At 46.0% G+C, this 13,337-nt stretch carries 11 protein-coding genes; all 11 read right to left on the bottom strand.

The features are described from left to right. Positions 1-80: 80 nt before the first annotated feature. The 11 genes from NCY30_RS01015 to ppk1 all read right to left on the bottom strand — a co-directional run bounded on the left by NCY30_RS01015 (position 81) and on the right by ppk1 (position 13,289). Positions 81-1,610: a sodium:solute symporter family transporter gene (locus tag NCY30_RS01015; protein ID WP_250818398.1), complete on the bottom strand. Its 1,530-nt coding sequence runs from the start codon at positions 1,608-1,610 to the stop codon at positions 81-83. A gap of 203 nt (positions 1,611-1,813) precedes the next feature. Continuing rightward, positions 1,814-2,290 (bottom strand): methylglyoxal synthase, encoded by a 477-nt coding sequence (locus tag NCY30_RS01010; RefSeq protein WP_006427320.1) that lies wholly within the window; start codon positions 2,288-2,290, stop codon positions 1,814-1,816. 143 nt (positions 2,291-2,433) lie between these two features. Then, a complete protein-coding gene (locus NCY30_RS01005) occupies positions 2,434-4,053 on the bottom strand; it encodes a PglD-related sugar-binding protein (protein WP_144101042.1) in 1,620 nt (539 codons plus the stop codon). Positions 4,054-4,260: 207 nt separating this feature from the next. Further along, positions 4,261-4,488, bottom strand: a complete 228-nt coding sequence (locus NCY30_RS01000; RefSeq protein WP_250818397.1) for an oxidoreductase — start codon at positions 4,486-4,488, stop codon at positions 4,261-4,263. A 201-nt stretch (positions 4,489-4,689) separates the two neighbouring features. Further along, entirely contained in the window at positions 4,690-5,868 is a 1,179-nt protein-coding gene (gene cytX / locus NCY30_RS00995) for a putative hydroxymethylpyrimidine transporter CytX (RefSeq protein WP_250818396.1), read from the bottom strand. A gap of 33 nt (positions 5,869-5,901) precedes the next feature. Beyond that, positions 5,902-6,846 (bottom strand): aldo/keto reductase, encoded by a 945-nt coding sequence (locus tag NCY30_RS00990; RefSeq protein WP_250818395.1) that lies wholly within the window; start codon positions 6,844-6,846, stop codon positions 5,902-5,904. Between the two features lie 140 nt (positions 6,847-6,986). Next, a complete protein-coding gene (locus tag NCY30_RS00985) occupies positions 6,987-7,202 on the bottom strand; it encodes a hypothetical protein (RefSeq protein WP_250818394.1) in 216 nt (71 codons plus the stop codon). A 224-nt stretch (positions 7,203-7,426) separates the two neighbouring features. After that, a complete protein-coding gene (locus NCY30_RS00980; RefSeq protein WP_195369731.1) occupies positions 7,427-8,302 on the bottom strand; it encodes an NAD(P)-dependent oxidoreductase in 876 nt (291 codons plus the stop codon). A 22-nt stretch (positions 8,303-8,324) separates the two neighbouring features. Next, the gene (locus NCY30_RS00975; RefSeq protein WP_055193692.1) at positions 8,325-9,002 is read right to left on the bottom strand and encodes an acyltransferase; all 678 of its coding nucleotides are present in this window, start codon (positions 9,000-9,002) and stop codon (positions 8,325-8,327) included. A gap of 15 nt (positions 9,003-9,017) precedes the next feature. Then, positions 9,018-11,084 carry a DNA topoisomerase gene (locus tag NCY30_RS00970; RefSeq protein WP_055193690.1) on the bottom strand — a complete coding sequence of 689 codons (2,067 nt, stop codon included), beginning with the start codon at positions 11,082-11,084 and terminating at the stop codon, positions 9,018-9,020. Positions 11,085-11,123: 39 nt separating this feature from the next. Beyond that, positions 11,124-13,289: a polyphosphate kinase 1 gene (gene ppk1, locus NCY30_RS00965; RefSeq protein WP_173818591.1), complete on the bottom strand. Its 2,166-nt coding sequence runs from the start codon at positions 13,287-13,289 to the stop codon at positions 11,124-11,126. Positions 13,290-13,337: the final 48 nt, after the last annotated feature.

Genomic DNA, 13,337 nt, shown 5'->3' with positions numbered 1-13,337 from the left:
CCCTACGCAAAAGGGAAGTGATAAATTTAATCACTTCCCTTGATGTTTTTTAATATGTTCGATTTTTCAGATTATTTCGGTTAATTCTGTTCCAGAGAACGTTTCTTGGTGATTGTAACCTTCTCATCATAGCAGGCAAATATCTCATCCACCCTGTCTTTCTTAAGTTTTGGTGTAAGTACACTCACTACCGGCACTACGATCAGTCCTGCTACCATCGCAATTGCTCCTGCATTAATCGGAGATGCAATAAAGTGGAAGAAGAGGTTCAAAACCGTAATTCCGACACCTGCCGCAAAACTTGCCCAGACCGCGGCTCTTGTCACACCTTTCCAGTACAATCCATACATGAACGGTGCAAGGAATGCTCCGGCCAGTGCACCCCAGGAAATTCCCATAAGCTGTGCAATGAATGTAGGTGGATCCATTGCAATCACTACTGATAATACAATGAAGAATACTACCATCACCTGCATGGTTCGTACCTGTTTCTTCTCACTCATATCTTTCATCACATTGTCTTTTAAGAAATCCAAAGTCAATGTCGAGCTGGATGTCAGTACCAGCGAAGCCAGGGTTGACATGGAAGCCGATAATACCAGCACTACTACGATACCGATCAGGATATCCGGAAGTGTTGATAACATATGTGGAATGATTCCGTCGAAGATCATATTGCCCGCCTCATCATGTAATTCCGGTGCATCAAACAATCTTCCGAATCCTCCGAGGAAGTAACATCCTCCGGAGATCACGATCGCAAATAATGTAGAGATCACCGTTCCCGTATTGATAGATTTTTCATCTTTGATCGCATAGAATTTTCCAACCATCTGCGGAAGTCCCCATGTTCCAAGAGAAGTCAGGATGACCACTCCAAGAAGATTCAACGGATCCGGCCCGAAGAATGAAGTAAATGCCCCCGGCTGTCCCATTGTCACCGGCACATCACTTGGGATCTCTGCCATGGTCTTAATTGCCTGAATAAATCCGCCCTGACCATTTAATACTGCCAGGATGACTGCAACAATGCCGCCCAGCATAATGATTCCCTGAATAAAATCATTGATCGCCGTAGCCATGTATCCACCGAGAATAACATAGATTCCTGTAAATACTGCCATTCCGATTACACAATATTTATAAGGAATGTTAAATGCCATTCCAAACAATCTTGACAATCCATTGTATACAGAAGCTGTATACGGCACCAGGAATATGAATACGATCGCTGAAGCCGTAATCTTCAGCGCCTTACTTCCATATCTCTCACCAAAGAAATCCGGCATCGTCTTGGAATTCAGATGCTGTGTCATTACCTTGGTACGTCTTCCAAGTACCACCCATGCCAGCAGACTTCCGATGATCGCATTTCCGATTCCGATCCATGTCGACGCAAGACCGTATTTCCATCCGAACTGACCTGCATATCCTACAAATACAACCGCAGAGAAGTATGACGTACCATACGCAAATGCCGTAAGCCACGGGCCTACCGATCTCCCCCCTAACACATAACCGTCTACACTTGTCGCATGCTTTCTTGCATAGATGCCAACCGATACCATAATTGCAAAAAATATCACCAGCATCAATAATTTCATCGCCATAACTTTTCTCCTCTACTTTCCTCATTTCTTTTTACTTGTTTTTGCTAATCCGCTTTAAAGCGTTGCGCTTTAAAGTATTAAAGTTTACGGTGTAAGAATAACACAGATGATACGGTATGTCAATCTTATTTTGCAGAAATATAAAAGGCAAAAAAACAGCTGCGATTCCTTTTTTTGCGGAATGTGCAGCTGCTCTTTTGCTTCTATTTCATCTTCTCCACTCTGTCCTGAATGGTCTTGTTAAAGTTTTCTACCTTTCTTTCATATGTAGAATTCATAAATTCAGACTTCAACATGAAATCTGCTGTTGCAAGATTGTTAGCTGTAGGGATATCGTAAAGAACGGCAATACGGGACAATGCTCTTACATCCGGATCGTGCGGCTGTGCCTCTAACGGATCCCACAGGAAGATCATAAAGTCGATCTGTCCTTCTACGATCTTCGCTCCGACCTGCTGATCTCCTCCGAGCGGGCCGCTGTTATATCCCTTTACCGGAAGCCCGGTCTTCTCTGCGATCAGACGTGCGGTTGTACCTGTACCGCATAAGAAATGACCTTTTAAGATTTCCTTATTCTTGTCGCACCATTCGATCAGTTCTTTTTTCTTACCATCATGGGCAACGAGTGCGATATGCTTTGCTTTTCCAATTTCAAATGTTACAAAATTATCGTTTAACATCTGTTGAATTCTCCTTCCGTTTTAACTCTCTTCGTTATCTTTATATATCAAACTTATATTTATAATAAAATGTATTTTATTATCTGTCAACTTTAAACTGAAAATTAAATTGTATTTTAGTTACAACAATTTGCCCTTCACTTTCAGAACGTCTCAACGATTTCCTGCATCTGATCAAACTGTTCTTCCATCTCTTTTACAAGCCTGAACTGTGTTCTTGCCCGAACAAGATTGTGTTCCGGATAAGTTGTTTTGAAATATACATCGCCCTGGAGGAAGTCAGCAAGAAAACGCATGCCGCATTCCAGTGTCATAAGTCTCGCTCCCCACGGAAGACTGGCGTTCTCCGCCGGTGTCAGTACATCCTTCGCCATCTCCAGATACCCTTTCACGTAGATGCGGTAAAGCTCTATATCAAAGTGTACCTTGTTCAGATCCTTCTCATCTTCTTCTGCTGTCGATGCCCCGAACCGGATGGAGTCACCAAAGTCATTTGCCGCAAGTCCAGGCATGATCGTGTCCAGATCGATGATGCACAGTCCCTCTCCTGTATTCTTATCAAACAAAATGTTATTCAGCTTTGTATCGTTGTGCGTCACACGGAGCGGAAGTATTCCCTCCTCAAGCTGCTTCATAAGGACACCGCAGTCATCCTCGCGTGCCAGTACAAACTCTATTTCTTCACGGCAAAGTCTTGCCCTGTTCTTCACATCTTTCCGCAGTGCGTCTTTGAAATCATGGAAACGCTTCACCGTATCGTGGAACTTCGGGATCGTCTCATAGAGGCTCTCAGCCGGATAATCCCCCAGCTGCTTCAGAAAATGGCCAAAGCTGAGTGCCGACTGATAGAACTGTTCCGGTCTCTCCACCATCTGATAGCACACAGAATCCGGTACATAATGCAGGCAGCGCCATGGCTGTCCGTCCGCATCTTCAAAATAGCTCTCTCCTGATTTTGTCTTAATATAAGATAATGCCTCTCTGTCCAGATCTCCGCCTGCCTCACGGATCATACCGCGCAGATACTCCGTAACGCCGAATATATTCGCCATTACCTGATCCGGGTTCTTGAATACATTAATATTGATGCGCTGCAAAACATAAAGCGGCGTATCCTTTCCATCTGCGCCCGGCATATAGACTGCATAAGTCTCATTGATGTGTCCTTCTCCGAATGGCTTCACATAACTGCACTGCTGCCCGAAACCAAATGCGTACACGGCATCTTCCAGACTCCGGCTGTCCACGCCCTCGATCTTCCTTCTGGTTGAGAAGATCACTTCTCCTGCCTCCACTTTGCGTCCGCTCTCGATCGTACAGTCTGACTTTACAACACTTCCCAGTCCGACATGCGCTCCGGCACATACCACTGAATTGTGATCTACGATTGCCCCGCTGTTCACCAGCACCGCACGCCCGATCCGGGTATTGGTATTTACCACCGCTCTCTGCATCACAAAGCAGCCCGGCTCCAGCACCGCACTCGGACTTACAACTGCAGACGGATGCACGATTGCCGGTACCTCATACCCCTCTTCCAGCAATTTGTCCGTCCAGTACAGACGCATCTTGTTATTTCCAAATGCTGCTACTGCCACCGGATACTCCTTATGCCTGATCTCATAATCACAGCACATTCCGATGACCGCTTCATCCTTCACCGCATCATCCAAAAATACAACCTTTTCATACCCCAGTGCCTGCGCAGTCTCCGCTACCATCCGGCCGAATCCGCCTGCACCGAGAATCAGCAAACTTTTCATTACGTATTTCCCCCAATTGTTTTTTTATTGATCAGTTATACTATATCATATCATAGAAGTGGACCCGGAGATAGTTATTTTCACAAAAAGCTTCGGAGAATCACAGGTAGCAGGATTCTCCGAAGCTTCTTTGTATTTATATTTATATTGGAAAGGGATTCCCTTTTAGGGACATATTTTAAAGATAGTTTAATCTTTCAAGGGTATTCAATACCATATAACGTCCGGCATCCGTTCCGTCAATGATACGTCTCGCACGTACAGAAGCCCTGTGCCGCCACGTGCACGCAGCTCATAATATTTGATATGTTCGTCGCTCAGTTTCCCATCATGTCCGGCGAAATCACTTCCCATAGGCATCATTACAACACGGTTTTTGAGTGTCATACCTCTGATCGTAAGAGGGCTGAATACGTGTGGAAAATTGTTTTTCATAGTTTACTAACCTCCATAAAAATATAATTGTATTTGTTTGCATTTCTCTATAATTTGATTATATGATTTTGTTAAATAAAAGACAAATTAGTATTTTTATGAAAGTTGATAGATTTTGTCCATGAATTTTAATCATAAAAAATGGCCGCTGCGCCAGCAGATTATTCACTACTGGTACAGCGGCCATTTTTCTTAACTTTTTTATTCTTTCTGATTTTTTTCAGGTATTAATTTCCCGGCGATCAGACACAGGATGATCGTGATCACCATATCCGGCAATGTATTTCCTACCGGCATATCTACATTCATAAGAATTCTGTACACAACGAATCCAATCACCCAGATGATCATATTCGGCACATATACTGCCCGACTGCTCTTGTCTTGTTTTAACAAGAAAAAGTCAGCAATCTGGATAGCGATCATCGGTGCAAATACAGAACCGATCAGATACAGGAAATTCGTTATATTATCCATCGGATATACAATTGCTGCGGCCGTTCCAATCACTGTCACAACGATAGCAACATGCTTTCCGTTCCATCTGCTTACAACCGTCTCACTGGAGATTCCAGCAGAGTATGCATCCAGGAAAGTGGTTGTAACTGTTGAAAATACAATGATCAGAAGTCCCAGGATGCCAAGACCTGCCTTTAACATGATCTGTGCAATGTCATACTCTCCGGTAATGATAGCAGCTCCCATACCAATCACATACATCCAGCAGCTTACAATTCCATATGTAACCGCACTGACTGCAGTTGCTTTCACAGGCTCCTTCGCCTCTCTTGTGTAGTCACTGATCAGCGGCAGCCACGATAATGGCATTGCAACCGCAAGCTCTACTGCTGCTCCAAATGTCATACTGTCGTCAGACGGTGTTCCCACCCCGCTTCCCGTAAATATCACCTTGCACAGAATCAGTGTCAGGATAAATAATGCTGCCATCGCAACGGTATTGATCCTGCCCAGATTCGTAATTCCAATCACAATCCACAGAATGATCAGTGCTCCGATCACCAGACACCAGATCCATCTACCGGTATGCATCACACCGTCTGCTGCCAGTGCCCCGTCATAGATCATGATCGCAGTCCAGCCGACAAGCTGCAACACATTCAGGACCGCAAACAGAACACTTCCTTTCTGTCCAAAGCTCATCTTTACAGTCTCCATTGCACTCTTTCTGACTTTTCCGCCGATCACTCCTGCCAGGAACAGCATCAGACAACCAATGATGTGTCCTACTATGATTGCCGCCAGTCCTTTTCCCATGCCAAGCGGGGCCAGATATGTTCCGGTCAGGATCTCTGCGATCGAAACCCCTGCGCCGAACCAGATCAGACCGTTTTCAAATAAGCCGGTACGCTTCTCTTCCATAATGTTTATTCCTCCTCGTCTTCCTTTGTAGTCTTATATAATAGTCTTTTTCAAAGCCTGTTCCAGCAGCTGCGTCTCATCATCGCTTAATTTCCACTCAAATACCTTGCAGTTCTCCTCAATTTTATCGCGGCTCTGCGCTCCTATAATACAAGAAGAAATAAAAGGTCTCTGCAAGGTCCAGTTCAATGCAATCTGCGACAATGGAACATTTCGTTTCTCACTGATCTGATCCATTGTTCTTAAAAGAAGCATTACTTTTGAAAACAACGGTTCTTTAAAATATGGGTAAAACCGGTTTCGGTTATCATCCACACCATATTCCTTGAGTTCTCTGTATTTTCCGGTTAAAATGCCTCCTCCGAGTGTTCCATAAGTCATAACTCCCATTTCCTGAGCACAGGCCCACCGGATCAGCTGCTCCCATTTCCGATCTACCATAGAATACTGTGGCTGATATGCTTCTATAGCACAATATTTTTCTGCTTCTTCCATCTGTTCTTTTGTAAAATTCGATACTCCGATATGCAGAATCTTTCCTTGCTTTTTCAATGTATTAATCGCATCCATTGTCTCTTCCATCGGAACATTCGGATCCGGCCAGTGGACCAGATATACATCGATATAATCTGTCTTCAGATTACGGAGTGATTCTTCGCATTCCCGCATGATCTTATCTGCCGACCCGCAGCGTACATATTTTCCATTAATAAATTCATTTCCACACTTGGTAGCCAGGATCACTTCTTTCCTGACGCCAAGTTTGTGCACAACTTCTCCGATATACTGTTCTGCCCTGCCTCCGTTGTAGGCGGGTGCCGTATCAATAAAATTGATTCCACAATCTACTGCTGCCTTGATCGCATCCATCCGGCTTTCGTCGGAATAAGAATCCCATCCGGCACCTCCGATTCCCCATGTACCAAGACACATCCTGGATACACGAAGCTGTGTCTTTCCAAATTCTGTATATTCCATTTTCTTCATCTCCGTTTCACTTTTCGCTCATTTTGTCAATCTATCATTTTTATATTTAGAATAATGATATCAGAAACTTTTTATGACTCAAGAGCTGAATGCTTTCTTCCAAGCTTGCCCGTTCCCGTCTCCAACGACTGTCAATACCGCAGCGGAATCTCCGACTTTTTCACACGCATTTCCAGATCTCTGCTTCCAAAATAATGCCGCAATCCCTTAACCGCCAGATCACTTATATTCTTCGTCCCAACGCAAACAAATTTTAAACAACTTATATCTCCAAGCTTCATTCTTATAAACGGAATAAATACTTCATCTTTTATCCGATATTCCACCGGAATGCTATTTTCCGGCACTTGATGCTCTCTTTTATGTACACAGAGGAACACCATGCGATATTCCTGTTCCTGTGCAAAACATTCCTTTTTGAAGAACATATTATACAACAGGCAGATCACTGAGATATGATCTACAAATAATTTGACATCCTCTTCTTCTGCGCTATCCAGATCATCCCAGCCATGAATGGTTTTATAATCTTCTCCATCCGATAACAGCCGCCGTTCTATGGTAACATGTTTTATACGTCCATCTCTTCTTCGTAGTACTTGATCAGTGCCTGAGTGCCGAGATCTCCGCAGCCTTCTGCCTGAAGGAGTTCGTAGTTGGCAAGCACCTGGCTTAATACGTCCAGATTGAGATTGCTCATGTTCGCTTCGGTAAGGGCGATCTTCATGTCTTTGACGAAGTGCTTCAGGAAGAATCCCGGTGCGTAGTCTCCTGCCAGAATCTTCGGTCCGAAGGTATCTAACTGCTTGCTTCCTGCCGCTCCGGTCGATACGGAATCGAGGACCGTCTGAAGATCCAGGCCTTTTGCCTTCGCATAGGTGAGTGCCTCGCAGACTCCAGATAAGGTGCCGGCGATCATGATCTGGTTCGCAAGCTTGGCGTGCTGGCCGCAACCGGATCCTCCCTGGTAGTTGATGTTGGTTCCCATCGCCTCGAATAACGGCATGCAGGCTTCGTAGTCTTCTCTGGAACCGCCGACCAGGATGGAGAGTGTACCGTTCTTCGCTCCGGTGTCACCGCCGGTGACCGGTGCGTCCAGTACATGGAAGCCTCTTTTGGTTCCTTCTTCTGCGATCTTCTGGTCCAGCATCGGGCTTGTGGTCGTCATGTCGATCAGGTATGTGCCTTCTTTTGCGCTCTCTAAGATGTTGCCTGCATCGAAGTAGACTTCTTCTACGTCGGTCGGGAAGCCTACGATGGTGATGACTGCTTCTGCGTCTTTTACGCAGTCTGCAATGGTGTCGTGGAAGGTGGCTCCTTCGCTGATCACGTCTTCGACTTTGGATCTGGTTCTGGCGTAGATGTGTAATTCGAATCCTGCTTTCATGAGATTGCGGACCATGGATCTGCCCATGATGCCTACGCCAATGAATGCTATTTTGTTCATTGATTTTTCCTCCGTGGTCTGATTACTCTTCTACTTTCTCCACTACTTCACCCTGTCTCTTGTAGATGCTGTGTGCCGGTACGAATCCTCTGACGCTTGACAGTGGGTAGATGTTGCTGTGGCTTCCGATCACGGTTCCCGGATTCAATACGCTGCCGCAGCCGACTTCTACTTCGTCTCCGAGCATGGCTCCGAATTTCTTAAGACCTGTCTCGATCCTTTCGTCTCCGGCTTTTACTACGACGAGTTTTTTGTCGGATTTGACATTGGATGTGATGGATCCGGCCCCCATGTGGGATTTGTAGCCGAGGATGGAATCGCCCACGTAATTATAGTGCGGCACCTGTACTTTGTTGAACAGGATGACGTTCTTAAGTTCTGTCGAATTACCTACGACTGCACCTTCGCCGACGATCGCATTTCCGCGGATAAATGCGCACTGACGGACTTCTGCGTTCTTTCCGATGATCGCCGGTCCGTGGATGTAGGCTGTCTGGAATACGGTTGCGGATTTGGCGATCCAAACGTCTTCGCCGACCTGATCGTATTCATCTGCCGGAAGGGTCTTTCCGAGTTCTTTGATGAAGCCGCTGATCTTTGGAAGGATTTCCCATGGGTAGGTGGCTCCTTCGAAGATGTCTTTTGCGATGGTTTCATCCATGTGGTTGTAGAGGTTTTTGATGGTTAATTGTTCTGACATATTGGTTCTCCTTTTTTATTTTTTAGTTTTTCCGGTCTTTCTCACCGGCTTCTTATAAAACTGCGCTGCCTTATCATAGCACGCCCGCATCTGATACTGATTGTTCAGACCTTTGACTGCAAGTGTGCGTCTTGATACAAAATCATCCAGCTTTTTCATATATTCATCTGATGTGATATCTCCATCTGCCACATACGTCAGACCTTTTTCCCAGCTTGCCGTAAGTTCCGGGTTCAGGAGCGGCCGGATGGAATGGTCTACGACATCGTAGATCATTTCCCCTAACATCGTCGGCGTGACGATCTGGGTCTTTTTATTGAGCGCCAGATATTTATTATTGAATAATTTCTTCAGTATCTCGCCTCTGGTGGCACTGGTGCCGATTCCGCTTCCTTTGATCTGGGCGCGGAGTTCTTCGTCTTCGATGAGCTGTCCTGCATTTTCCATGGCAAGGATTAGTGAACCGGAATTGTAGCGCTTCGGCGGCGAGGTCTTGCCTTCTTTGATATCCAGGGACTGTACCGAAAGGGTCATGCCTTTCTTGAGGCTCTGGATCCTGGCGAAGAAGGCTGCATCAGTGTCTTTGTCCTCGGTACTGTCTGCTCTGCTGTCTGTATTGTCGTTATTATCGTTATTGTCGTTCTTCCTGCCCGGCACGCCTGTAACTTTCAGATAGCCTTCTTCTGCCAGTACTTTGAAGCTTGAGAAGAAGGATTCTTCTTTGATCTTCGTCACGATCGATACTTTCTGATAGACAGCCGGTGGATAAAAGATGCTTAAGAATCGTCTTACGATCACATCATACACCCTCTGTGACAGATTCGGAAGTCCTTTTAGTGCTCCCATACCCTGTCCTGTCGGGATGATCGCATAGTGGTCTGTGATCTGTTTGTCGTTGACATATCTCGTCTTCTCCAGTCCTTTGTGGCTGCCGAATTTCACGATATCCTGAAGATATGGCTTTGCCGGTTCGTACTGCATCAGACCGTTTAAGTTCTTGTGGATCTCTTTTGCCACTGCTGTCGATAGGACACGGGCATCTGTTCTTGGGTAGGTGACGAGCTTTTTTTCATATAGTTCCTGGATGATCCGGAGTGTCTCATCTGGGCTGATCTTGAACCGCTTGGAACATTCATTCTGAATCTCGGCCAGGTTGAATAATAACGGCGGGTTCTTCTTTTCTTTCTTCTTTTCTATGGACACGATCTGGCAAGTCAGGGGCTGGCTGGCGTCTGACTCGCTGTTGCTTAGGAAGCGGATCAGTTCTTCTGCCTTTTCCTTTTCTTTGAATCCATTTTCCTTATAGAGATCGAAGGATTCGAACCATTTTGATCCTTTGACTGCCCGCCATTCGCCTTCGAATGTTGCCCCTTTCTCTCCGATGGTGCTTAGGACTCTGTAGAACGGGGTCTCTACGAATTCCCGGATCTCCCGTTCTCTGCGTACGACCATACCGAGGACGCAGGTCATAACACGTCCTACGGATACGACGGAATATTTCGTATTCAGGTAATTGGAGATGCTGTTGCCGTATTTTAACGTCAGGAGACGGGAGAAGTTGATTCCCATCAGGTAGTCTTCTTTGGCTCTTAGGTAAGCCGATGCTGCCAGGTTGTCGTATTCTTTTAAGTCTTTTGCTTCTTTGATCCCGCGCAGGATCTCTTCTTCTGTCTGGGAGTCGATCCATACGCGGCGGCGGTTCTTGCCTTTTACGCCTGCCTGCTGTTCGACCAAACGGTAGATGTATTCTCCTTCCCGTCCTGAGTCGGTACAGACGTAGATGGTGTCTACGTCTGTACGGTTCAGAAGTCCCGATACGATTCGGAACTGCTTAGATACCGCCGGGATGACTTCGTATTTGAACTCCTGCGGGATAAAAGGCAGAGTCTCAAGACTCCACCTTTTTAATGCCGGATCGTATTCTTCCGGATAGCTCATCGTGACCAGGTGTCCGACACACCAGGTTACGATTGCTTCTGCTGATTCGAGATATCCGTCTTTTCTCTGTGTATTGATATGCAATGCCTTAGCGAACTCCTGTGCTACACTGGGTTTCTCGGCAATGTATAATGATTTTCCCATGTTACTCCTTCCAGTAGGGTGAAACAGCGGCTTTTTCTTTTATCTTTTTCTGTGCCAGAGAGACCGGAAAAAGGTTATCACTCTTCCGCCGCCACAGTTCTCACGGGCACGCTGCTGACTTTTGTCGACTTCTTCTGCTGCTTTTAATGCTTCTTCCATGAAAGCTGCCTGAGAATCCACCGCTTTTATGCCGCCGGTCCGTTTCATATATGTGCCGTCTTTCTGCATGATCCTTGCTTTCACGTTATCATTTAACATAATCTTCAGATCATGGTTGATCTGACGTCTGATCTGCCCGTCTAATACCGGGCAGGCTACTTCTACTCTTTTTTCTGTATTTCTTGTCATCATGTCTGCGGAGCCGATATAAATCTTCTGTTCTTTTCCGGTTCCGAAGCTGAAGATACGTGGATGTTCCAGATAGCGGCCAACCACGCTCATCACCCTGACATTTTCTGTAAATCCAGGCACTCCCGGTAGTATACAGCAGATTCCTCGAACAATCAAGTCTACCCTTACTCCGGCGCAGGAGGCCTCGGATACTTTCTTTATGAAGTCCACATCTGTCACGGAGTTCATCTTCATAATGATGCGTCCTTCGCTTCCTTTTATGATTTCTTCGTCCATCATCTGTAAGATACGGCTCTTTAAGCTGACCGGTGATACGATCAGGTATTGATAGCTGCCCTGCAGATTGCCGATGGACATATTCTTGAAAAATTCTGCGGCGTCCTGTCCGATTCGCGGATCAGCAGTCATCAAGGACAGATCGGTATACATGGCAGCTGTCTTCTCGTTATAATTGCCGGTTCCGACCTGTGTGATATACTGGATGTCATTGCGGTTCCTGTATGTGATCAGACAAATCTTGGAATGCACTTTGTAACCGTCGAATCCATAGATCACACGGCATCCTGCTTCTTCCAGACGTTCCGACCAGTCGATGTTGTTCTGCTCGTCAAATCTTGCACGCAGCTCGATCAGCACGGTGACTTCTTTTCCATTTTCCGCAGCTGCGCACAGGTATTCTACCAGTCTTGCCTTCTTCGCCAGGCGGTAGATAGTGATCTTGATCGTCATAACGTTCGGATCTGCCGCGGCATCTTTGATCAGCTTCAGGAACGGATCCATGCTTTCGTATGGGTAGAACAACAGGATATCATTCTTTTTCACCTGTTTTAACATGTTTCCGTCCTGTACATGTGCTGATTTTTGCGGGGAGAATGGTTCGTAGACCAGTGCTTTCTTCATAGACTCCGGGAGATTTCCTGCGATGGAGAACATATAATCCAGTTTCATCGGCATCTTCGTGCGGAAGATCTGCTCCGGTGTGATCTTGAATTTCTTACAGAAGTATTCCTGCATTTCCGGTGTCAGTTTCTCCGCTGTTTCTAATCTTACTACCGCCATCCTGCGGCGTTTGTGCAGGGTACTCTGCATGAGTTTCCGGAAATCATCGGTAACCTCCAGTGCTTCATCGTCCGGAGATACGTCTGCATTTCTTGTCACGCAGATGTAGTTCGGGTCGGATACTTCGTACTGGTCAAATACCAGATCCAGGTATTCCATGATGACTTTCTCCATGCGGATATAACGAATGTCATGTCCCGGAAGCATCAGGATATCGGATACATAGGTCGGAACCGGTACGATTCCGAGGATTTGTTCTTTTTCTTTGTCGTCTTTATTCTTCCTGCTATTGATATGCTTCAGATTGGCTGTTACGTAGATATCTTTATTCATAAGATGCGGGAACGGGTGGCTGCTGTCTACGATCTGCGGTGACAGTACCGGCAGGATCTGCTCTTTGAAACATTTCTTAACATATTTCTTCTCGTCTGCCTCCAGTTCTTTAAAGTCCAGTCCGCAGACTCCGTATGGGGACAGTTCTTTCTTGATCCCGGCGTAGGTCTTGTCACGTTCTTTATATAACGGGGCAACTGCTGCGTAGATCGCATCCAGCTGCTCCTGCGGTGTCATTCCCGACCGGCTGTCTCTGTGTCTGTCGTCTGTCTGCACCATGTCATAGAGACTTCCGACACGGATCATGAAGAATTCATCTAAGTTACTGGTGAAGATGGCCACGAATTTCATACGTTCCAGCAATGGCACGCTCTTATCTCTTGCTTCTTCCAATACACGCTGATCGAATCTCAGCCAGGAAAGTTCTCGGTTCTGTGTGTAGTTTAATAGTTCTCGGTCCATAGGGTCTGCCTCCGTTTCTTGCCGGTGCCATTGGTGCCATTGGCACTT

It is taken from the genome of Dorea sp. MB18-49 (assembly GCF_023669465.1).
Lineage (GTDB): Bacteria > Bacillota > Clostridia > Lachnospirales > Lachnospiraceae > Dorea_A > Dorea_A longicatena.
Note: the sequence above shows the minus strand (reverse complement) of the source record. Positions and strands in the feature narration are given on the sequence as shown.